The organism is Actinosynnema sp. NPDC050801, from assembly GCF_040673975.1.
In the GTDB taxonomy this organism is placed as follows: domain Bacteria; phylum Actinomycetota; class Actinomycetes; order Mycobacteriales; family Pseudonocardiaceae; genus Actinosynnema.
In genome coordinates, this window is the sequence record NZ_JBFAQZ010000002.1 from 330,460 (window position 1) to 353,738 (window position 23,279).

The 23,279-nt window shown below is 72.2% G+C and carries 13 protein-coding genes; 6 read left to right on the forward strand and 7 right to left on the reverse strand.

The window, feature by feature from the left end:
• The first annotated feature begins 187 nt into the window (after positions 1 to 187).
• The 4 genes from AB0K14_RS06235 to AB0K14_RS06250 are packed head-to-tail and all read left to right on the forward strand — an operon-like array spanning position 188 to position 6,421.
• Positions 188 to 634 carry a YbaB/EbfC family nucleoid-associated protein gene (locus tag AB0K14_RS06235; RefSeq protein WP_360448087.1) on the forward strand — a complete coding sequence of 149 codons (447 nt, stop codon included), beginning with the start codon at positions 188 to 190 and terminating at the stop codon, positions 632 to 634.
• The gene (locus tag AB0K14_RS06240; protein ID WP_360448090.1) at positions 631 to 945 is read left to right on the forward strand and encodes a type VII secretion target; all 315 of its coding nucleotides are present in this window, start codon (positions 631 to 633) and stop codon (positions 943 to 945) included. Before AB0K14_RS06235 ends, AB0K14_RS06240 begins: the two co-directional genes overlap by 4 nt.
• Complete coding sequence (locus AB0K14_RS06245; RefSeq protein ID WP_360448092.1) at positions 942 to 5,486, forward strand: RHS repeat-associated core domain-containing protein; 4,545 nt, start codon at positions 942 to 944, stop codon at positions 5,484 to 5,486. Before AB0K14_RS06240 ends, AB0K14_RS06245 begins: the two co-directional genes overlap by 4 nt.
• On the forward strand, positions 5,483 to 6,421 hold the full coding sequence (locus tag AB0K14_RS06250) for a hypothetical protein (RefSeq protein WP_360448095.1): 939 nt from the start codon (positions 5,483 to 5,485) through the stop codon (positions 6,419 to 6,421). The genes AB0K14_RS06245 and AB0K14_RS06250 overlap by 4 nt, the downstream gene beginning before the upstream one ends.
• Positions 6,422 to 6,610: 189 nt before the next feature.
• Here AB0K14_RS06250 and asnB read toward each other — a convergent pair whose 3' ends face one another.
• Positions 6,611 to 8,446 (reverse strand): asparagine synthase (glutamine-hydrolyzing), encoded by a 1,836-nt coding sequence (asnB, locus tag AB0K14_RS06255; protein ID WP_360448098.1) that lies wholly within the window; start codon positions 8,444 to 8,446, stop codon positions 6,611 to 6,613.
• A 566-nt stretch (positions 8,447 to 9,012) separates the two neighbouring features.
• On the opposite strand from asnB, the gene AB0K14_RS06260 reads away from it, so the two are divergent.
• On the forward strand, positions 9,013 to 12,507 hold the full coding sequence (locus AB0K14_RS06260) for a CHAT domain-containing protein (RefSeq protein WP_360448100.1): 3,495 nt from the start codon (positions 9,013 to 9,015) through the stop codon (positions 12,505 to 12,507).
• 170 nt (positions 12,508 to 12,677) lie between these two features.
• On the opposite strand, the gene AB0K14_RS06265 is transcribed toward AB0K14_RS06260, so the two are convergent.
• A complete protein-coding gene (locus AB0K14_RS06265) occupies positions 12,678 to 13,973 on the reverse strand; it encodes a substrate-binding domain-containing protein (protein ID WP_360448102.1) in 1,296 nt (431 codons plus the stop codon).
• A 132-nt stretch (positions 13,974 to 14,105) separates the two neighbouring features.
• Here AB0K14_RS06265 and AB0K14_RS06270 point away from each other — a divergent pair, with 132 nt between their 5' ends.
• The gene (locus AB0K14_RS06270) at positions 14,106 to 14,537 is read left to right on the forward strand and encodes a DUF4342 domain-containing protein (protein WP_360448105.1); all 432 of its coding nucleotides are present in this window, start codon (positions 14,106 to 14,108) and stop codon (positions 14,535 to 14,537) included.
• 57 nt (positions 14,538 to 14,594) lie between these two features.
• On the opposite strand, the gene AB0K14_RS06275 is transcribed toward AB0K14_RS06270, so the two are convergent.
• The 5 genes from AB0K14_RS06275 to AB0K14_RS06295 all read right to left on the reverse strand — a co-directional run bounded on the left by AB0K14_RS06275 (position 14,595) and on the right by AB0K14_RS06295 (position 23,245).
• Positions 14,595 to 19,973, reverse strand: coding sequence for a LamG-like jellyroll fold domain-containing protein (locus tag AB0K14_RS06275; RefSeq protein ID WP_360448107.1), 5,379 nt, complete (start codon positions 19,971 to 19,973; stop codon positions 14,595 to 14,597).
• Positions 19,974 to 20,275: 302 nt separating this feature from the next.
• Positions 20,276 to 20,992 carry a DUF899 domain-containing protein gene (locus AB0K14_RS06280; RefSeq protein ID WP_360448109.1) on the reverse strand — a complete coding sequence of 239 codons (717 nt, stop codon included), beginning with the start codon at positions 20,990 to 20,992 and terminating at the stop codon, positions 20,276 to 20,278.
• 109 nt (positions 20,993 to 21,101) lie between these two features.
• Positions 21,102 to 21,626, reverse strand: a complete 525-nt coding sequence (locus AB0K14_RS06285) for a hypothetical protein (RefSeq protein WP_360448112.1) — start codon at positions 21,624 to 21,626, stop codon at positions 21,102 to 21,104.
• A 162-nt stretch (positions 21,627 to 21,788) separates the two neighbouring features.
• Positions 21,789 to 22,844: a branched-chain amino acid aminotransferase gene (locus AB0K14_RS06290; protein ID WP_360448114.1), complete on the reverse strand. Its 1,056-nt coding sequence runs from the start codon at positions 22,842 to 22,844 to the stop codon at positions 21,789 to 21,791.
• A 32-nt stretch (positions 22,845 to 22,876) separates the two neighbouring features.
• Entirely contained in the window at positions 22,877 to 23,245 is a 369-nt protein-coding gene (locus AB0K14_RS06295; protein WP_360448117.1) for a nuclear transport factor 2 family protein, read from the reverse strand.
• Between the last annotated feature and the right edge of the window lie 34 nt (positions 23,246 to 23,279).

The following is a 23,279-nucleotide window of genomic DNA, read 5'->3' on the forward strand; positions in this document are numbered from 1 at the left end:
CAGGGGCCCGTCAACCCGCCGATGGTCGCGGTGAGGCGAACAGCGGGCGAACAACCCCCGTGCGCTATTCCCGTCGACGGCGGAATTCCGCTGAGCCAACCGAGTGAGGGTTGGCGAAGGCGGTGTTTCCGGCGGCCGACTGCGAGCAGCATCGTGGTCCGGATCCCCTGGTCGGAGGGAGAGGTTCATGACGGACCCGTTGGCGGCCACCGAGCGCGCCGTCGACCAGTGGGAGCGCGACGCCGAGCAGAAGGCCGCCCGCTACCAGGCGATGGCGCAAGAGGTGCAGCGGGTGTCGATCACCGGGACGGCGGCGGGCGGCGCGGTCGGCGTCACCGTGGGCGCCAACGGCATCCCCACGGCGGTGACGATGACCGACGGCGTCCGCAAGCTGGCCCCCGACGCGATCGCCGCGGCGGTGATGGAGGCCATGACCAAGGCGCAGTCGCGCTACCCGGAGCAACTGGCGGCGATCATGGCCGAGACCGTCGGCGACGACTCGACCACCCGGCACCTGGTGGCGCAGGCGCGGGCCAACTTCCCGCCGTCCGAGGAGGACGTGCCGCGCCGTCCACCGCGGCCACCGGATGACGGCGACTTCAGCGGCGAGTCGTTCCTGACGGACGGTCGATGATGGCCGGCGGGTACGGGGTCCTGGTCGGCGAGCTGGAGGTGCACGCCGGGAAGGTCGACGCGCTGGCGCGCCGGTTGCAGGCGGCGGTGGACGCGGCCCGGCAGGTGACCATGTCCGACGAGGCCTACGGCGTGATCTGCCGCCCGTTCGCGATGCTGCTCCAGCCGTTCGAGCAGAAGGGCGTCGACGCCTTGGCCAAAGCGGTGGAGACGATCACCGAGGTGGCCGGCGAGGTGCGTGCGACGGCCGGTGACTACGGCGCCCAGGAGACCTCCGAGGCGGCCGCGTTCGACGGGGTCGACCGCCGGTGACCGGGGACCTGGTCGCCGCGCCGCGGGACACCACGAACGCCATCACCGGCATCGGCATCCTGGAGGCCGCCGACGGCCTGGCCCAGGGCGTCGCGAGCGGTGACTGGGTGGCGGGTGGGCTCGGCGCCGCGGGCGTCGGCCTCGAAGTGCTGAGCATGGTCGTCGACCCCATCGGCACGCTCGCCTCCTACGGCGTCTCGTGGCTGATCGAGCACGTCCAACCGCTCAAGGAAGCCCTGGACTGGCTCGCGGGCAACCCGCCGGTCATCCAGTCGTTCAGCGAGACCTGGGGCAACGTGGCGCGCGAGGTCGCCGCGATCGCCCAGGACTTCGTCAACGAGTCGCGCAGCGGCACGGCGGGCTGGAGCGGGTCGGCGGCCGACGCCTACCGGGCGCACTCGGCCCGGGTGGCCGACGCGGTGGCGGGCGCCGGTTCGTTGGCGGGCGGCATCTCCGCCGGTGTGATGATCATGGGCGAGGTCGTGGCGGCGGTCCGCGAGATGGTCCGGGACATCGTGGCGGAGCTGATCGGCCGGCTGATCGCGTGGGCGCTGGAGGCGGTGGCGACGCTCGGCCTGGCCACGCCGGTCATCGTCGGCCAGGCGATCACCGCGATCTCGCGGGTGGTCAAGAAGATCGGCGACCTGATCCGCAACCTGATCAAGACGATCGGCAACGTCGCACCGCGGATCCGGTCCGTGATGGGCAAGCTGGACGAGATCATGGCCGCGCTGGGCAAGCTGGGCCGCAAGGCCGACGGCCCCGGCCCGACACCGAGGACGCCCGACGGCCCCGGCACGACCGTTCCGTCCGGCACCACCAGCCCGTCCGGCACGACCACCCCGTCGGGCACCACGAGCCCGTCCGGCACCACCAGCCCGTCGAGCACACCCGACGCGCCGACCACGAAGCCGGATGGCCCCGCACCGGACGGCACGACGCCCAACGGCGACGCACCGACCAGCCGCGGCCCGGCCAAACCCGACAGCGGCAAGCCCACCGACGGCAACGACGGCGGCAGCGGCCAGCGCTCGGACGGCAACGGCGGCTGCGACGGCAAGGGCGGCGACCCGGTCGACACCGTGTCCGGCCAGATGATCACCAACGCGGTCGACGTCGACCTGCCCGCCCTGCTGCCCCTGCTCCTGCAGCGCGCGTACGCCTCGGGCTACCAGGGCGGCCGGCTGCACGGCCCCGGCTGGTCGTCCACACTGGACCAACGCCTGGAGCTCGACGACCGCCACGTCCGCTACTTCGGCGACGACGCGCAGCTCCTGCGGTACGAACGCCCCGAGCGCCCCGGCCTGCGCGGCATGCCGAACGACGGCGCGCGCTGGGCGTTGACGTGGGACCGCGAGGCCGACACCTACCGGGTCGAGGACCCCAAGACCGGCTGGGTGCGGCACTTCGGCCCGAACCCGGCCGACCCGCGCGTCCGCCCGATCACCGCGCTCACCGACCGCAACGGCAACCGGGTCGGCTACGAGCGGGACGGCGACGGCCTCCCGACTCAGGTCGTGCACTCCGGCGGCTACCGCGTCACGGTGGACACCGTCCACGGCGACGCCGGTCCCCGCGTCACCGCCCTCCGGCTCGGCGCGGACAACAGCGCGCTCGTGCAGTACCGCTACGACGAACGCGGGCGGATGGTCGAGATCGTCGACACCACCCACCTGCCCTACCGCTACGAGTACGACGAGGCCGACCGCGTCACCGCGTGGGTCGACCGCGAGAACTACCGCTACCGCTACACCTACGGCCCGGACGGTCGGGTGGTCCGGGGCGAGGGCGACGGCGGTTTCCTGTCCGCGACCTTCGACTACGACCTGGTCGGCCGCAAGACCACCGTCACCGACAGCCTCGGCCAGGCCACCGTCTTCCACTACGACGAGCACAACCACGTCACCGCGGTCGTCGACCCGCTCGGCAACGCGGAACTGACCGAGTACGACCGGTTCCACCGCCTGCTGTCCCGCACCGACGCGCTCGGCCACACCACCCGGTACACGTTGGGCTGGGACGGCGACACGGTGCGCGTCGACCGCCCGGACGGCACCGCCGTCACCGCCGAGTACAACGAACTGCGGCTGCCGGTGGAGGTCGTCGGACCGGACGGCGCGCGCTGGCGGTACACCTACGACGAGCGCGGCAACACGCTCACGCAGACCGACCCGTCCGGCGCGGTCACCACGCACACCTACGGCGAGCGGGGCGAACCCCGCACGATCACGGACGCGCTCGGCGGCACCACCACCATCGTCACCGACGCGGCCGGCCTGCCGGTGGCGGTGACCGATCCGTCCGGCGCCTCCGAGACCTACCGGCTGGACGCGCGTGGCCGGTTGACCCGGGTCACCGACCCGCTCGGCGCGGTCACCACGATCGAGTGGGGCGGCGCCGACACCCCGTCCCGGTACACCTACCCGGACGGCACGAGCCAGACCTGGACCACCGACGGCAACGGCGACGTGATCGCCATGACCGACCGGGACGGCTCGACCACCCGGTACGAGGTCGGGCCGTTCCACCTGGTGTCCGTGCGCGTCGACCCCGACGGCACCCGGCACGCCTTCGCCCACGACACCGAGCTGCGGCTGACCGGGGTCACCAACGCGCACTCCCTCACCTGGCAGTACACCTACGACCCGGCCGGCAACCTGTTGCGGGAGCTGGACTTCGACGGCCGCGCCACGTCCTACGAGCACGACGCGGCGAAGCGGCTCGTCCGGCTGACCAACGGCGAGGGCGAGGCGATCGCGATCACCCGTGACGCGCTCGGCCGCCCGGTCGAGCAGCGCACCGACGACGGCGCGGTGACGGCGTTCGGCTACGACGCGGCCGGCCGGGTGCTCACCGCGACGAACGCGGACGCCGAGGTCGTCTTCACCCGCGACCCCGTCGGCCGACCGCTGACCGAGACGGTGAACGGCCGCACCCTCGCCTCGACCTACGACGCGCTGGGCCGCCGCACGTCCCGCACCACCCCGACCGGCCACCGCTCGGTCTGGGAGTACGACGCCGTCGGCCTGCCCACCTCGCTGACCACCGGCGGCACCCGGATCGCGTTCGCGCACGACGCCGCCCGCCGCGAGGTGTACCGGTGGCTGAGCCCGGACATCGCGGTGGCCAGCTCGTGGGACAGCTCCGGCCGGCTGGCCTCCCGCCACCTGATCGGCCTCGAAGGCCCGGACGGCCGCCGCGAGGCCCGGTCGCGGTACGGGCGCGGCTGGACCTACCGCCCCGACGGCGTGCCCGACTCGGTGCAGGACAGCTTCGACGGGCACCGCCGGTTCGACCTCGACCCGCGCGGCCGGGTCACCGCCGTGCGCGCGTCGACGTGGACCGAGAACTACGCCTACGACGCGTCCGGGAACCTCGCGTTCGCCGCGGACAGCCGTGCCGCCGACTCGCCGTCGGCCGGGCCGCGGTCCACCTCCGGCACGCTGGTGCGCCGCGCGGGCCGGACGCACTACGACCACGACGCGCAGGGCCGCGTGGTCCGCGCGGTGCGGCACACGTTGTCCGGCGCGCGGCAGGAGTGGACCTACCGGTACGACCCGCGCAACCGGCTCGTGGAGGCCGTCACCCCGGCCGGGCAGCGGTGGACCTACCGGTACGACCCGCTGGGCAGGCGGATCGGCAAGCGCAGGCTCGACGCCGCCGGCGTGGCCGTCGAGGAGGTCCGGTTCCACTGGGACGCCCAGGTGCTGGCGGAACAGGAACACGTCGTGGCCGGCACGCCGTTCGTCGCCACCACCACGTGGGACCACCGGCCCGGCACGTGGACCCCGGTCAGCCAGGAGCGCCGCACCTCGGCCGCGTCCGCGCCGCAGGACGTGGTCGACCGCCGGTTCCACGCGATCGTCACCGACCTGGTCGGCACGCCGACCGAGCTCGTCACCACCGACGGCCGCGTCGAGTGGCGGCAGCGGACCAGCCTGTGGGGCGAGGACCGGCAGGCGGTCGGCACGGACGGCGCCGAGTGCCTGCTGCGGTTCCCGGGTCAGTACCACGACCGCGAGACCGGGCTGAACTACAACTACCACCGCTACTACGACCCGGCGACGGGCAGCTACACTACGCCCGACCCGCTCGGCCTCGACGCCGCGCCGAACCACCACGGGTACGTGGACAACCCGCTGGCCATGCTGGACCCGGTCGGCCTCATCACCCGCGACCGCTACCTGCGCCTGGACCGGGACGGCTGGTCGAACTACACGCTGAGCGACTCCAACGGCACCGTCTACTACTCCGGCCAGTTCGGACCGGGTGCGACCCAGGCCGACGTCGAGGCCAGGCACGCGGCCAACCACAACCGGTACGACCCCAACAACGGCGACACGATCTCGGTCGCGCCGGGCACGCGGACGTACGGCGAGTCCAGTCTCATGGAACAGCGACTGGCGGAGCAGTACGGTACGGTCATCGGCCGGGACGGCAACAACTACCGCGGCAACCGGCAGAACCCCATGGGCGAGGACCGCTTGGCCGAGTACGAGGAATACGAGCAGCGCAAGACCAACGGGTTGGGATGTCCGTGAACGACGCCCCACTCCCCGGCGCCCCACTCCCCGGCGCCCCACTGCCAGACGACGCGCTGGACGAGGCGGTGTCGGGCTTCGCGGAGGTCGCCGCCCGGTTCGCCGAGGAGATCGGCGACCCGCCCACGCTGGCGGAGTTCCTGGAAGTCCTCGGGTGGGCGATCCCGACGAACAGCGATGCCGTCGACGGCACGTTCACGCAGCCGCTGAAGCTGGCCGCGACCGTGCGCGGCAACAAGCGCTACCGCGGCGAACGGCCGTCCCGCGTGCCCGAGCTGAACGACGGCGTCTTCGAGGACGCACGCGACCACGTCGGCGTCGTGGCGGAGCGGATCAACGCCGCGAGCGGCGCACCGGTCACACCGGCGCAGTTCGCGTCCGCCGTGCTCCAGGTGCTGCGGACCGGGCGGGTCGGGCTGGCCGACGTCGGCGGTGACGAGGTGCGCAAGCTGGTCGCCGAAGGGGTCGGGAAGCGCGCGGTCAAGCTCACGCCGGGCGACGTGCTCGCGATACCCGTCCCGGACGGCTACCGGCTGGCCGTGGTGATCACCCGCAACCGGTTCGGCACCGCGATCGGGCTGTTCGAGGGCGTGTCCCGGGACGGGCGGCCCGGCGCGGACCTCCTGCGGTCGCCCCGCAAGCACCCGGTGTACACCGAGGAGAGCCTGGCCAAGAACGGCACGTGGAAGGTCGTGGACCACGACGAGGGCCTGCTCGACCTGTTCCCGGCCGATCCGGAGGTCTACCACAAGCCCGGTGCGTGGCCGGGCATCGACACCGGGGAGTTCGGCGCCGCGGAAACCGCCGACGGGCCGCTGCGGATGATCGACGAGGCCGAGGCGCGCGAGGTCGGCCTGCTGGACGGCGGCTACCGGCAGACGCGGCCGGCCGGGTACCTCCAGAAGGTCCTGGGCGAGGAAACCCACACCCGCTAGCCGTGTCCGCCGGGTCGGGGCGCACCGACGACACGTCGTCGGCGTCCACCAGCATCGGCGGCGGCCGGGGTCAGCCCGGCCCACCGCCGAACCCCGACCCGCCGATCCTCGGCCCACCGCTGAACCCTGACCCCGCCGTCTCCCGGCCCACCGCCGAACCCCGACCCGCCGATCCCCGGCGTGGCAGCGCTACGGGAGCGCGAGCTCCGGGCGGTAGACGTCGAGCCACACGGCGAAGTCGAGTGCTCGCTCCAGGCCGAGCCGCGTCAGCCGCGCCATCCCGGTCGAGTCCTGGGCACTCGCCCGTTCGAGCCAGTCCCGGCTCACCAACCCGAACACGTCGTGATCCCGGCGCGTGAGCAGCTCCTTGGCCTGCACCTGCAACTGGCGCGCGTAGTACGGGTCCTGAGTGGACGGGTACACGCTCTTCGGCCGCCAGGCCACCGACTCCGGCAGCACGTCCTTGACCGCGCCGCGCAGGAGGCTCTTCTCCCGGCCGTCGTAGTGCTTGAACGACCACGGCGCGTTGTAGACGTAGTCGACGAGCCGGTGGTCGCAGAACGGCACCCGCACCTCCAACCCGACCGCCATGCTCAACCGGTCCTTGCGGTCGAGCAGGAAGCGCAGGAACCGGGTGAGGTGCAGGTGGATCATGACCCGCATGCGGTACTCGTGGTCGTCCTCGGCGTCGTGCCGCTCGACGCCACCGACGGCGGTGTCGTACCGGTCGCGCCGGTACTCCTCCAGCTTGAGGTCGTCCAGCAACCCCTGGTGCAACCCGGTGCCGTCCTTGTCGAGCGGGCCGACGCTGACCGCGATCCACGGGAACGCGCGGGCGCGCTGGATCGCGGGGTCGTGCATGTGCCGGTAGCCGCCGAAGATCTCGTCCGCCGACTCGCCGGACAGGGCCACCGTCGACCGCTTCCGGATCTCCTGGAACAGCAGGTACAGCGAGAAGTCCATGTCGCCCAGGCTGATCGGCACGTCGCGCGCGGTGAGCGCGGCCTTGCGGACCTCCGGGTCGGCGAGCGTCTTCGGGTCGAGCACGATGTCGGTGTGCTCGGACCCCACGTGGGTCACCACGTCGTGCACGAACGGCGTGTCCGGGGTGTCGCGGAGCTCGTCGGGCTTGAAGTTCTCGGTCTGGCCCATGAAGTCGACCGCGAAGGTCCGCACCCGCTGCTCGCCCAGGTGCCCCGCGGCCAACGCGGTGAGCGTGCCGGAGTCCAGCCCGCCGGACAGCAGCAGGCCGAGCGGCACGTCCGCGACGAGCTGCCTGCGCACGGCGTCGTCGAGCAGCTCGCGGACCCGTCCGACGGTGGTCTCCAGGTCGTCCTCGTGCCCGCGGGTCTCCAGCCGCCAGTAGGTGCGCTCACGCACGCCGTCGACGTCGACCGTGACCACCGTGCCCGGCTCGACCTGCCGCATGTCCGACCAGATCGAGTGGCCGGGCGTGAAGGCGAACGACAGCGCCTCGCGCAAGCCGTCCGCGTCGACCACCCGCTTGGCCAGCGGGTTGGCCAGGATCGCCTTGGGCTCCGAGCCGAACAGGATCCCGTCGGCGGTCCGGTGGTAGAACAGCGGCTTGATCCCGAGCCGGTCGCGGATCATGACCAGCTCGCGCTCCCTCGCGTCCCAGATCGCGAACGCGTACATGCCGTTGAGCCGGTCGGCCAGGGCCGCGCCCCAGCGCAGGTAGCCGCGCAGCACCACCTCGGTGTCGCTGGCGGTCGTGAACCGCTCGCCCGCTCGGACGAGTTCGTCGCGCAGTTCGACGTAGTTGTACGCCTCGCCGCTGTAGACCAGCGTCACGTCGCCGTTCGGCGTGCGCACCGACATCGGCTGCCTACCCCCTGGCAGGTCGATCACGGCGAGCCGCCGGTGGCCGAGCGCGGCGTGCCGCTCGACCCACGTGCCGGACGCGTCCGGCCCCCGACACGCCATCGTCCGGGTCATCGCGTCGAGGATCTCCCGTTCACGGGTCAGATCGCGGTCGAACGAAACCCAGCCGGTGATTCCACACATCTGTCAGCCTCCTGTGGTGTGCGGATTGACGTCGGTCTTCCCGTCGTTCGCCCGAATGGCCACGGCTTGCGGGGGACCGACTTACGACGAATTCCGCAACGTCCCGGCCACCTGATCCCCGAACGCGGCGCAGGTGACGACACCGGGAGGTGCCTCGCTGACGTGCTCGTGACCCGCGCGCGCAGCTATTCCCCATCGCTGCGACCGTGCATCCCCCGTGCGAGCCACACCGCAACAGTACATTCTTCCAGGCGAATGCATAGCGATCGTGCCCCTGGAAAGCGTCATCCGCTCGGATGGGTGCGGCGACCCGCAAAAGGTGGGTGGTTATCGGGGTCGAATTCGACGCGACATCGCATCAATGGGAATTCACCGTTTCGGTGTACGAACATCGACGGGCGCGGCGGATGAACGGTTGCCGCCGGTTCCGGTGGGCGATCGGACGCCGTTCGGTGACACGCCGATTAGCCCGAACGGGCGAAACCGGTGCGTCCTTCGTCACGGGGCGTGGAGCCGGCGCGATATCGCGGACACAGGTCGGATCGCCCGACGGGGAGGTGGTCGTGATGGCCGAGTGGTCTTCGGACGACAACAGGCTCAGGGTCAGGCACCCGGCCGCGGTCGCGGTCTCGACGGCGGCCCGCCCCGCGCGCCGGGGCCGGGCCCGCCAGGCCGCCGCCCTGCCCGACCACCTGGTCGAGGCGCTCACCGGGCAGGGCCTCGCGCTGGTCCACCCGCCGGTGTCGGTGACACCCGCCGGCAAGCGGTCACCGTCCGGGCGCGCGACGATCTCGGTCGCGGTGGCGTCGGACGAGGACGCGGTCACGCTCGTCGAACAGGACGGCGTCTACACCTGGCAGCTGCCCGAACGCGTGCCGGCCGAGCGCACCAGGTCGGCGGCGGCGCCGGGGGAGCGGGTCGTCACCTTCGAGCTGGACTTCCGCACCGCGGCCCCACCGGACCGGCGACGCGGCGTGATCGGCGACTGGGTCCTCGGCCCGGTCAAGGCCTACGTGTTCCAGTTCGTCGCGCGCAAGGTCGCCGGCCGGGTCGTCGACCACCTCGAACGCGACATCACCCCCGGCCTGGTGCTGATCACCTCACCGGACCCGCGGTCGTGGCGGCACGTGGACGGCATCGAGCGCGCCGGGCTGCCACCGGACCGCGCCGCGCGGGTCCTGCTGCTGGTGCACGGCACGTTCTCCAGCACCGTCGGCTGCTTCGGCTCGCTGGGCGCGTTCCCGTGGGGGCGTGAGTTCCTGACCAAGGCCCTGGCCCGCTACGACGCCGTGCTCGGCTACGACCACCCGACGTTGAGCGTCGACCCCGGCGCGAACGCGAGCGACCTGCTGCGCGACCTGCGCTCGGCCGACCGCGACCAGCCGGTCGAGGTGGACGTCGTGTGCCACAGCCGGGGCGCGCTGGTCGCCCGCAGCCTCGTCGAGGACGTGCTGCCGCAGGCCAGGATGCACCCCGGCCACGCCTGCTCGGTGCACCGGATCGCGTTCGTCGGCGGCGCCAACGGCGGCACCGCGATGGCCGAACCCGCGAACTGGCACGCCCTGGTCGACCTGTACACGAACCTGGCGATGGCGGCGGGCGCGGCGGCGGCGTTGGTGCCGTCGACGCAGGTGGTCGCCGCGGTGCTGGGCGGACTCGTGCGCGGGCTCGGCGCGTTCGTCAAGTACCTGGCGTCCTACGCGGCCGACGACGAGGACGGCGGCGTGCCGGGCCTGGCCGCGATGCGGCCGACGGGCTCGTTCGTCCGCACGCTCAACGGCACGCAACCCGGTCAGCCCGCGCCGTCGGACACCCCCTGGTACGTGGTCACCACCGACTTCGAGCCCACGCTCGACGGCGGTGCCAAGGAGCTGCCGCGGCGGTTGCTCGCCGTGCTCGCGGACGGCGTGGCGGACCGGCTGATGGGCAAGGCCAACGACCTCGTCGTGGACACCGCGTCGATGTCGGCCATCGACGCGGAGGTGGGCGGTTTCGTCAAGGACGGGTACCACTTCGGCCGCAACGGCATCGTCTACCACACGATCTACTTCACCCGGCCCGAGGTGTGCGCGGCCCTGTCCACCTGGTTCGGCCTGGCCGAGCCGGTCGTCTCGGAGCGCGGCGCCGTGGTCGGCCCGACGCTGCCGATCGCGGCCAACGAGCACATCGTGGTGGTGGACGCCGCCGAACGGGCGGTCACCGCGCAGGAGCGGATCGCCGCGGTGGAGCCGGACTACGTCCTCGTCGGCAAGGGCGGGGACGTGTACGCGTTCGCCCGGGAGGAGTTCATGGCCCGGCTGTCCGGCGGGCAGCGGTCGGTGGGTGCCCAGCTGCGCACGCGTGCCGCCAACCGCACCCGCAGCCTGCCCGACGGCGCGCCCTACCGGGTCATCGCGGACGTGGCGCCCGGTCCGGTGGTGCTGCGGGCCGGGGGACCGGTCGCCATCGTGCCGGGGCCCGCGGTGCCGAAGTCGCTGGAAGAGCTCCTCGCCGGCGTGCCGCCCGAGCCGAGGACCAAGCCGCGCACACGCCGGCCGGACAAGGCGACCGCGCACTTCGGCGCCGACATGCCCGACGAGGTCGAGGTCGGGTCGGAGGCCGTCGTCCGCTGCACCGTCTCCCGCACCGCGCCCACGCCCCGGCGCCGCGTGAGCGACACCGACAGCAGCGCCGTGGAGCCGGACCGGCCGATCGTCCTCACCGCGATCGGCAAGGCGCACGCCGAGGTGCTGGACCCGCAACGGCTGGAGGTGGTGCTCCCCGAGCGCGGTCGTGAGCTGGAGGTGGGGTTCACCGTCCGGCCCACGCACGCGGGCCAGGGCGAGATCTGGGTGGAGGCCAGGCAGGGACCGGTGACGCTGGTGACGTTGCGACTCAACCCGACCTTCACCGAAGGCCCACCGGCCACGCCGCGCCCCACGTCGGCCGAGGCGGTGGTCGCCACCGACGTCCCGAGCACGTGCGTGCGGCAGGTCCTGCGGATAAGGGACGTGCAGCACGGGCCGTACACCCACTACGAGTACGAGCTGGAAGCCGAAGACCTCGACGTGTTCAGGAAGTACACGTCGCCGCCCCTGACCGGCGGTCCGGAGACCTACGTCCGGGACCTGTACGAGCGGATCGAGCAGCGGTGGCTGTCCAACCGGGACGACGTGGTGGCGTTCGGCAGCGACCTGTGCGACCTCGGCGGCGACCTGTTCGACCAGCTGTTCCCGGTGGAGCTGCGGGAAGCGCTGTGGATGCACCGGAAGGAGCTCCGCAACCTCATGGTGTTGTCGACCGAGCCGTACATCCCGTGGGAGCTGGTGCACCTCAAGGACGGCCCGACGCTGCCCGAAGGGCGGTCGTGGTTCCTCGGTGAACTCGGCCTGGTGCGCTGGCTCTACGGCCGTTGGGCGCCCGAGCGACTGCACTGCCGGCGGAACAAGGCGAGGTACCTCGTGCCCGACTACCCGCCGGGGTCGGGTCTCGCCCTGCCCGCGACGGCGGTCGAGGCGGCCTTCCTCGGCAAGGCGCTCGACGCCAGGCCGGTCGAGGCGACGCACCGGACAGTGGTCGACCTCCTCGGCCAGGCGGGGGCGTTCGACGTGCTGCACTTCGCCGGTCACGGCACGGCGGAGCAGGACCGGATCGCCGACGCGAAGATCCTGCTGACGGGCCGCGTCGAGGATGGCGAGTACATCCACGAGTACCTGACCGCGACCACCGTCCGGCAGCGGGCGGTGCTCGGCGACGGTGCGAAGAACCGGCCGCTGGTCGTGCTCAACGCGTGCCAGGTCGGCCGTCAGGGCCGTCAGCTGGCCAGCCTGGGCGGCTTCGCGTCGGCCTTCCTCGACCGCGGCGCGGCGGCGTTCGTCGGCAGCCTGTGGCAGGTGGGCGACCGCCCGGCGGAGGAATTCGCGACCGCGCTGTACCGGGAGCTCCTGGCGGGCAACACCCTGGCCGACGCCACCTCCAAGGCCCGCGCCACCGCACGTGCCGCCGGTGACGCGACCTGGGCCGCGTACGTCGTGTACGGCAACCCGTGTGCGACCTTCACCTACGGGAAAGCCGACCGCTGACCGCGGACCGGTTGTGCGGGAAGGAAGTCCGTCATGGCCATCCACAGCGAATCCTCGGCCCGCCCGCCGCCCCGGCCGACCTTCGGTCCGTACCAGCTGTCCTACCGGGACCTGTTCAAGGAGGCCAACACCGGGACACCGCGGCGGCCTGACCCGGCGGGCACGTGGCCTCAGCGCACCGGGCGCGGTGGTGCGGTGCTGTCGCGGACGATGAGCGTGGTGGCCAGTTCTACCCGGGTGCGGGAGGGCTGCTGCCCGGCGGCCAGGGCGAGGACGAGTTCGGCCGCGGCGGCGCCCATCTCGACCATGGGTTGGCGCACGGTGGTCAACGGCGGCCCGCACCAGCGGACGGCCGGTATGTCGTCGAAGCCCACCACGCTGAGGTCCTCGGGGATGCGCAGGCCCGCCTGTCGGGCGGCCTCGTAGACGCCCAGCGCCTGGAGGTCGTTGCCGCACACCACGGCCGTCGGCGGATCGGGTTGGCGCAGGAGTTCGCGGGCGTGGTTGAGGCCGTCCTCGAAGGCGAACCACTGCCCGACGCGCACCAGTCGCTCGTCCAGGGGCGCGCCCTGGTCCTCCATCGCCGCCCGGACACCGCCGAGCCTGGCCCGCGCGCACAACCGTTCGGCCGGTCCCGCGATGACCGCGATGCGCCGGTGGCCGAGGTCGAGCAGGTGCCGCGCGGCGGCGATCCCGCCGCTCCAGTTGGTCGCGCCCACCGACGGCACAGGGTGCTCCGGCTCCCCGGTCGGGTCCAGGGCGACCAGCGGGATCCCACCGGTGGCGAGCAGCCCGTGCTGCTCGGAGCTGAGGCCGAGGTGCACGGCGATCACCCCGTACGGCTGGCGGGACAGCAGGTCGCGCGCCCAGGACCGGCCGGCAGACGCCTGGTGCGCGGCGTCGGTGAACCCGACGGCCAGTCGGTGCCCTCCGGCGACCCGCTCCACGCCGCGCATGATCTCGACCGCCAGGTAGCTCTGCATCCCGTAGAAGACCACCTCGACGTTCGGCGCCCGCACCACCGCCTCCGGCCGCCGGTACCCGTGCTCGCGCAACGCCTCCTCCACCCGGCGCCGCGTCGCCGACGCCACGTCCGGCCGCCCGTTGAGCACCTTCGACACCGTGGGCGCGGACACTCCCGCCAACCGCGCCACCGCCGCCACGGTCAGCTCACCCCGGCGCGGCCCGCGCTGACGCACGCCGTCCAGCCTGGTCGCCGCCGGTGGGACGACGACCGGGCGTTCGTCGGCCCGCGGGTGGCGGATCGCGTCCACCTCGCCGAGCAGGCGGGCGCGGACCTCCTCCGCCTTCCGCTCCGCCCCGGGCCCGGCCGGCACCGTCTCGGTCAGGTAGCGCCGCTTCCCGGTGTCCGGATCGAGACCGGCGTACACCCGCACGCGCAACGACCCGCTCGGCAGCCGCTCGACCTCACCGCGCGTCTGCCGCCGCGCCCCAGGAACACCCATGGAGCCACAGTACCGAAAACATAGCTCCACACGATGTCCGGATAGCTCCACGGGAGTCGGTCGCCGTGTCCGGTCCGGCGTGGTCCGACGGCGCGACTGGATCAGACCGGCGGGCAGGCGGGAGGATGGTCGGTGAAGGGGGTAGTCGACATGACGGAGCAGGACGGTCGTGGAGCGCCGGGGATCGAGGCGCTGACCGACAAGATCAGGCAGCTCGTGCACGAGGGGAACACGCGCCGGGTGGTGGTGCGCAACGGTGAGGGCAAGCCGGTGCTGGACATCCCGGTGACGGCGGGGGTGGTGGCCGCCGTAGCGGCGCCGGTGGTGACGGCGGTGGCCGCGTTCGCCGCACTCGCGGGTCCGTGGTCGCTGAACGTCGAGCGCCCGGCGGACGTGCCGACCGAGGACGCGCCGGCGGAAGACGTACCGACCGACGAGGTGCCGGCCGAGGACGCGCCGACGGAGGGTGTTCCGACTGAAGGTGCGCCGACGGAAGGTGTGCCGCAGGCCGGCGGAGATCGGCCCGACCCGCCGCAGGCCGACAAGCCGGGCACGGGCGGCTGACAGCGAAGAGGGGGTGGGCACCCGATGGCGCCCACCCCCTCTCTCACCCACCTGTCGTCACAGCTCGGCACGCGGCGGGAAGTCGTTGACCGCGTCCGCGAGGTACTGGGCGAGCCGGCTGTGGTACGCCCCGTTGGCCAGGCCGTCGGTCAGGTACTGCGCCGCGACCCGCCCCGGGTCCGCCGAGTCCCGCACCGCGTCGTCGAAGTCGACGACGTAGTCCGCGCCGAAGTCGGCGAAGTGGGTCAGCATCTCCTGGTTGAGCTGGCGGCGCTGCACCTCTCGCGGGTCGCTCGCGGCCAGTCCCAGCGGCGGGATGGTCGTGAGGATGACGTGGACCGGCGTGCCGTCGGGACGCTTGTGGCGCTTCAACCCCTCCGGGTGGGAAGCGCTGATCAACGCCGTCAGGCCGCCTCGGACCTCGGCCGCCGGCACACCGCGCAGCAGGCTGTTGACACCACTGGCCACCAGCACGGTCCGCACGTTCGGCGCGTCGAACGCCGTGCGGTACAGGTCCGTCCGGACGCTGCCCGCGCCGATCGCGCCCGTCTCCGGGTAGCTGCCGAAGTCCCGCTGGGCGTGGGTGAACGTGACGTCGTTCGGGCTCAGCACCCGCTGGTGCACCCGCACGTCCATGATCGACCCGTTGAAGAAGTTGACCTCCTGGTTCGCGTCGCGGGCCCGGCCGATGGTCAGCGGACCGTTCGTCGCGAACGTGGTGACGCCGCTGATCGAGTCCTGGAGCGTGCCGTCGACGTAGAGCCGCATCATCCGGCTCTGCTGGTCGTAGGTCGCCGTCAGGTGGTACCAGGTGTTCACCGCGGGCTCGTTGTCCGAGTGCGCCAGCCAGGTGGTGTGCTGCGCCGCGTCGGCGCTGTAGACCCCGAACATCCACCGCCGCTGCGCCGCCGAGTACTGCAGGAAGAAGGTGTTGTAGGTACCGCCGTCCTGGCTGACCACGGTCTGGTAGACGTCCAGGGAGCGGAGCTTGGCCCAGGCCGAGACGCTGAAGCTGCGATCGGTGTGCAGCACCCGGCCCGCGGTCTTGAAGTGGCCGCTGGTGCCGTTGAACTGCGGCACCGTCCCCTTCTGCGGGTCGGCGACCCAGGTCATGCCGCCCGCGGCGGTGGCGTTGGCGCTGCCCGCGTGGTCACGGGCGGTGGTGCCGGTGCCCTCGGTCATCCGCCACCGACCGGTGTCGGGCACGCCCGAGCGGCCGGCGTTGACCAGGCCGCCCGGCAGGGTCGCGCCGACACCGGCGAGCTTGGCGGGCAACTCGTCGACCCAGGTGTTGCGCTGCCCGCTGCCCGCCGGGGCGGTCGCCGACAGCTGGTCGCCGAGCACGGCCACCGTCCCGTGGTTGAGGTCCGCGGTCGACACGTCCAGCCCGGCCACGTAGTAGCTGCCGTTCAACGCGGTGGTGAACGGCGCACCGGTGGTGTCGTTCACCGCGTTGCCCGAGGCGAGGTGGACCGGCGCGGTGGCGTTGCCGTGCACCGGTGCGGTGGCCACCGCACCGGGCAGGTGGATGCTCACCACCAGGTTGCCGTTGCCGCCGGCGGGCAGCGGCACCGGGTCGCTGTGCACCTCGGCCCCGGCGGGCAGCGTGACCGACGCGGTGCCGCGGAACTTGAGCGCCGTGGGCGCGCCGGTGGCGGAGCCGGCGCCGATCTGGGCCGCCACCGCGGCGGCGTCGATGGTGACCGGGTTGTTGCTCATCGAGTTGGACAGCTTCAGCCGCACCTGACCGCCCGTGACGGTCGGCCGCAGCACCGTGCGCAACGTCTTGTCGGCGAACCCGTGGCCACCCGGTGGCACGACGGCCGCGTTGGCCGGCGCGGCCCAGGCACCCACCCAGCCGGCCTCGACCGGGCGCGGAGCCATCGACATCACGTGCAACGCGGGCTTGTCGCAGAGGAACGACGTGCCGTAGTCGGGCAGCGTGATCGACTTGATCGTCTTGCTCGGGTCCGCGGGCAGGAAGATCGGCGTGAGCACCGGCTGGTACTGCGCCTGGGTCGTGGTGCCGACGAGCCGGTACGGCAGGGTGATGCCGGTCGGCTCCCACCGCAGGTTCACCCAGTCGCCGAGTTCGGGCACCGCCGGGTTGGACGTGGTGCCGTCGGTGTAGGTGATGGTGCCCGACCGGGACGGCGCGGTGCCGCAGGTGCTGAACGCCAGCAGGCCGACGGCGCTCGCCTTGACCTGCTGCGCGGTCGGGAACGGGATGGTCTGGCCCATGGCCACCACGTTGTCGTTGCCCGCCGTCGCGGCCGGCATGGCGAACGCCGCGCCGCCGATCACCGCGGTCGTGCCGGGTGCCAGGCCCGCTGCGGCCAGCGTCTGCGCCGAGAGGGAACCGCGGGCGAAGTCCGCGGCCGCCGCCGCCGTGCCGTCGCTGCCGATCGCCTTGTTGTTCATGGCGTGGGTGAAGCTCGCCCACGTCACGTTGTTGATCGGCTGGATGGTGAGGTAGTCCAGGCCGAACGCGTAGCGGTTGCCGGTGGAGGCCGGGTTCGTGCCGACCGCCGTGAACGTGAGCCGGTGCCAACCGGACGTCATGTGGATGCCGCTCAACGGCTGGAAGTGGGCGGTCCTGGTGGCCGAGTAGCCGTCGATCGGCGTGGTGTCGGTGTTCGCGATCGGCACGTCGTCCAGCAGGATCGTGTACTTGCCGTGGTGCGGCGCCTTGATCAGCCCGGCGGCCAGCGCGTAGTCCGCCTCGACCGGCGCCAGGACCTGCAGGGTGGTCGAGTGGATCGTCCCGGTGCCGCCCATTTCGAGGTGACCGCCGTGCAGGGTGTTGCCGCAGCAGTCGGGGACACCGACGTGGTAGTAGTTGCTCTGCGGCTGGAGGAACTCGGCGTCGAGCCGGTTGGTCGGCACGAGCTGGACGTAGTCCACCAGGGCCCGGATCATGGCATCGGTGGAGGCGGGGTTCCTGGTCATCTGCACCTCCAGCACGTGCGTGCCGCCGGTCAGCCGGAGGCCGGCCAGGCGCACCCGCTTCGGCGTCCGGTCGGGACCCGTCGGCGTGCCGTCCTGGGAGACCTGGAGCAGCGGCCTGCCGTCGAGGGTGAATGAGAGCTTGCCCAGGGGGCTCATGGTGGACCCCGCGTCGGCGGTGCCGACCACCACCTCGTAGTCGCCGTCTCCCGGAGCGGTGACGGAGGTGTGGAACCGCGTGTTGTCCGTGGTGGTGGTCAGGAGCTTGTAGACGCCGCCCGAGAACAGCTGGTTGTCGTAATTGGCCTGGTACACGCTGCTCGGGGCGGAGAACTGGAGCCTTTCCGCCTCGTAGGTCGCCTGCGGCGGCGCCGGGACCAGGGTCGGCGCGAGGTAGAACGTGTAGGCACTGGACCCCGGTGAGAGCCGGTGCGCGTCGTCGAAGCTGCGCACGTGCAGCGTGTGGTAGCCGGGGCTCAGCGTGCTGGGCACGGTGATGGTCGCCGGGCCCGGTCCGGCGGGGATCCAGCCACCGGAGTTGCCGAAGGTCTGGTTGTGGTTGCAGTCGTCGGGCTTGGGCGCGCGTTCGGTGCCCGAGCCGTCGAACGTGTAGGTGAACCCGACGACGTTGGACGCGCCGTTGGCGTTGAAGGTGAACTTCCCCGCCTGGTCCGGCGCGGGCCCCCAGTAGTTGGCGGGGTAGTCGTCACTGGTGATCACGGGTTTCTGGCTGATCGGTGCGCTGCGCGTGGTGAACCGCAGCCAGTCCGACCACGGACCCGCCCACAGGTTCTTCTCCGCGTCGCCGGGGAACTGGTTCTTCACCGCGACCCGGTAGTTGTGGACACCGGGGGGCAGCGCCTTGTCGGTGGTCCACCTGCCCTGGGTGCCGGAGGCGACGACGACCGGGCTGTCGGCGGTGTCCGCCTCCATCACGGTGCCGTCGATGTTGTAGGCCTGGAAGTACAAGCCGACGTTGAGCGGCGGGTTGTTGTTGTCGGTGGCCGTGGCGTGCAGGGTCGGGCGCGCGGTCGGCACGATCACCTGGTTGCGGCAGGTCACCGCGTCGGCGATCCAGAGGCCGTTCGCCACGTTGGGCGGGAACGAGAAGACCACGTCCAGGTGCGGGTTGTTGGCGAACTTCTTCCAGTTCAACCGGTCGCCCTCGTCCGACGAGATCAGCCCGAGGTGCAGGTCCGGCCAGTTGCCGTTGACCACGGCGTTGATACCGCCGATGACGTCGAACGGGACGTTCGCCGCGCCGCCGCACTGGTCGCCCGCGTTGGACTCCCTCGTGGTCGTGCGCCAGCCGCCCGGTCCCGGCCAGCGGGTCGCGGAGCTGATGGGGTCGGTGACGTAGACGTCGACCGGCTCCGCGGTGCAGGACGTGCCGTGCGTCTGCGTGGCGTTGAACGTCGCGCTGTGCACGACCGGCTTGACGCCCCCGTTGCGCGCCTGGAGCTCGGCGGTGTTGAACTTGAAGAACGACCGCGCGACCCAGCTGCCGCCGCAACCGTTCCAGTTGCCGCACAGGCCGACCTGGGCGTCCATGGCGGCGTTCCAGTAGTACCAGCCGTTGTCGGTGACCTCGGCCCACGCCTCCTTGTACCGCGACATCACGGGGTCGATGTAGACGGGGTACTTCACGTCCTTGCCGGTCAACGCCTTCGCGTCCGGCTTGACGGTCAGCTCGACCTCGGTGGGCGCCGCGCGGTCCGGGGAGACGACCGCGGTCGTGACGTCCAAAGTGGACACCTTGCCGCTGCCCGGGTCGGTCGGTGTGGGATCGGGCCCGCGCTTGGCGTCCTTGGTGGAGTCCCACATGACCGGCGTCGAGCCCTGGAAGACGACCTGGCCGGCGCCGTCCACGGCGCTGAGCACGTCGTGCTCGTCGGTGCGCATGGTGAGGTTGGTGGTGTTGGCGCGCAGCTTCACCGCGGCCAGCTCCGGGTTGGCCGCGGCCTTCGCGTCGCGGACCACGAGCACCTCGGAGTACCCGGTGGCGTTGGCGGTGAGCTTCAGGTCCACGCCCGGCATCACGTCGGGGTAGGTCGCGCTCGAACCGTCCACGACGGGCTCGGGCAGCGGCTTCGGCCAGCTCAGCGTGAACAGCTTGTCGCCCTCGCGCATGGTGACCAGCGGTTCGTCGCCGCCGCCGGAGAACGACAGGCCCGTGCTGGTGGCCGCGGGTTCGAGCGTGCCGTCGGCGGCCTGGGTGAGGGACGTGTCGACGTCGCGCCACTGCCCGTCCTTGCGCGCCCGCACGGGCCGCGAGTGCGTCCGCAGGGTGAACGTGCCGTCCGGGTTGGCCAGCACGGCGGTGGTCTCGGTGAGCTCGTCGGCCACGGGGACCTGCTTGCCGGTGCGGCGGGCCTCGGCGGCGGCGGTCTCCTCGGCCGCCGCCGGCGGTGCCTCGGCCGCGGCCGGAGCGGGTTCGGCCGCCGCGGTGATCGGGGTGGCGCCACCGAGCACCACCGCGCCGGCGAGCACGGTCGTCAGCAGACCGTGCCCCCGGGTTCTCCGGCGCAGGGCGGAATTGGGTGAACTGCGGCGCACTTGTCCCCCCGGACGTTTCGATGTCGAGCGCGGAATCAGCGCGCCGGACCATAACCGGCGGCGCTCACCTGTGGAAGGGTCCGCGACGTGACCGGAGCCGTGGGCTCGGGTGTGGCTGTCCCGCGGCGGGACAGCGCTGGAACGCCCCCTCGTCGAGGGCGTTCCGCAACGGCCGGCGGTGATCTACCCTCCCGCCTGGCGAGGGAGCGGTTCCGCCGCCGTCGAGCGCCTTGTCGTCAGTGGCAGCAGTCGTCGTGCGCGGCCTGTCCGGCTGGGCCCTCCTCGGCGGGGCGGTACTCGTCGTGCCAGTTCCACCACTCGTACGGCGGGGTCTGCGGGTAGCCCTCGGGCGAGTCCTCCCACTCCTCCTGCCGGCCGAGCGCGGTCATGTCGAGGTAGCTGAACGTGCTGCCCAACGCCTCGTCGCCGCGGCCGTTGATGAAGTACGTGCGGAAGACCCGGTCGCCGTCGCGGATGAACGCGTTCGTGTCGTGCCACTCGTCCACGCCGAAATCGGCGTCGAAGTCGTCGAGCACGGTGTACCAGGGCATCGTCCAGCCCATCCGGTCCTTCAGCCGGACGATGTCCGGCTGCGGGGCGCGTGAGGCGAAGGCGAGGGTGGTATCGCGGGCGTTGAGGTGGGCGAGGTGACCGACCTGGTCGGCCGTCACCAGCGAGCAGCCCCGGCAGGCGTGGTCCGGCCAACCGGACACACCGGGCTCGTAGAACGCGCGGTAGACGATCAGCTGGCGGCGGCCCTCGAACAGGTCGAGCAGGCTCGCCCGGCCGCGCGGCCCGTCGAAGGCGTACTCCTGCTCCACCTCCGACCAGGGCATCCGCCGCCGTGCCGCCGCCATGGCGTCCCGCGCCCGGGTCAGCTCCTTCTCCTTGACCAGCAGCTGTTCGCGCGCCTGCGCCCACTCCGGCGGGGAAACGATTCGAGGAGTCTGCATCACGGGTGTCCACCTGACCTCTCGCGAGTAGCAACTATTCGGTTGCGACGCTATCGCAACCGAATAGTTGCGTCAAAGAGAGGTGTGCTGGGCTGCGCTCGGCGGGCGGTCAGACCCCCACGGTGAGGGCGCCGAGCAGCGTCAGCCGGGAGACCCCCGTGGTGGCGCAGCTGATCGGGTCCGGGTTCAGCGCGGTCAGCTGCATCTTCGCCGGTTCAGCGGCGAACGTGCCGGAGGCGATCGAACCCAGCAGCACGATGACGATGTTCGCGCCGACCCGGCTGGACGTCCTGTTGTAGGAGTACGTGCTCGCCGGGACGGCCGGATCGGTCCACGTGAAGACCCGCGTGCCGGCGCCCTGGTAGAACAGCGACGTGCAGGTGTAGTCCGGCAGGGTGGCGGTCTCGGTGTAGGTGCCGGTGGCGGCGGAACCGCTGGTGCAGTTGAAGAGCTGGCCCTGGACGGTGACCGAGACCGTCTTCGGCGTGTTGGTCACCGGTTCGCTGAAGGCCACCACCTCGTTGACGGCGCACACCTGCACGACGGCCGCGTGCGCCGTCGGCGCGACGCCGGACATCGCCGCCGCCGCGACCAGGCAGGCGGCGGCACTGGAGACGACCTTGTTCCGGTTCATCCGCGAACCTCCTGCTGGGGGACCGGCCGAGCCGGGCCTCGATGGCGTGCCACCGGTCATATCGCCCCGTGCGGCGGTGCGTTACGGCACGATCGCCGAGCGTCACCCGAACGGCGAGGGGCGGGCCGGGTCGTGGTGGACCCGGCCCGCGGCGCCCGTCGGTCAGCACACGCGGTGCAGCCACCCGTCCACGTCCGGCACGCGGCCGTGCTGCAGGTCGACCAGGGCGGTGCGCAGGGCACCGGTGACGGGACCCATCCCGCCGTCGCCCACGGTGAAGTCGCCGTCCACGTCACGCACCCGACCCACCGGGGTGACGACCGCCGCCGTGCCGCAGGCGAACACCTCGGTGATCTCGCCCGCCTCGCACTCGGCCCGCCACTGGTCCACCGACACCGGCCGCTCGCCGACCCGGTAGCCCAGCCGCGAAGCCATGCGCAACAACGAATCCCGGGTCACACCGGGCAGCAGGGTCCCGGTCAGCGGCGTGGTGAAGACCTCCGCGCCGGGCCCCGAGCCGCGCACGAAGAACAGGTTCATGCCACCCATCTCCTCGACCCAGCGGCGCTCCGCCTGGTCCAGCCACACCACCTGCTGGCAGCCCGCCTCCTGCGCCTTGCGCTGCGCCACGAACGACGGCCCGTAGTTCGCCGCGCACTTCACGTCGCCCGTGCCACCGGGCATGGCCCGCGCCTGGTCGCGCGACACCAGCACCGACACCGGGCGCACCACGTCGCCGAAGAACCCGCCCGCGACGAACGCCATCACCAGGAACAGGTACTCCTCCGACGGCCGCAGCATCAGGTTCGCGTCCGTGCCGAACATCAGCGGGCGCAGGTAGAGGCTGTGGTCGGGGTGGTCGGACAGCTCGCCGTGGTCGGCGGCGACGAGCCGGTCCACGCCGTCGACGTACAGCTGCTCGGGCAGCTCGGGCATCGCGAGCCGGGCGGCGGACCGGTTGAAGCGGCGCGCGTTCTCCCACGGCCGGAACACCGCCACCGAGCCGTCCTGCTGCCGGAACGCCTTCATGCCCTCGAAGATCACCTGGCCGTAGTGCAGGCCGAGGGTCGCCGGGTGCAGCGACAGGTTCTCCATCGGCAGCAGGTCGCCGTCGTGCCAGCCGAGGTCGGGGGAGTACTTGAGGCTGTACAGGTGCGGGGTGAACGCGGCGCCGTGGCCGGGGGACGTGGCGGCGGGCTTGTTCAGCAGAGAGGTCATGACGGGGCTCCGATCGGGGGAGGGAGGCGGGATCAGACGAGGGGGGCGAAGAAGAACGTCTCGCGCTTGCTGAAGCGGCCGTCGGCGGCGAGGGTGAAGAAGTCGGCGTAGCGCAGGCTGGTCCGCGTGCCGTCGCGCAGCACGCCCTCGAACGACCCGCGCACCGCGACCTGGTCGTCCTCCAGGACGACGGACTCGACGCGGTGCTCGCCCTCCTTGATCACCCGCACGTGGGTGTAGAAGTGGGCGACGCCGTCGTGGCCGGCCACCGGCGGGTAGCCGGGGCGGTGGTAGGTGGTGTCCTCGGTGAACATGGCGACCAGCGCGGGCACGTCGCCGGTGTCGACGAACCGGTAGAAGTCGTGGACGAGGGCGGCTTCACGGGTCAGGGCTGCGGTCATGGCGATCTCCTCGGGGTTTCGATGTCCTCGGGCC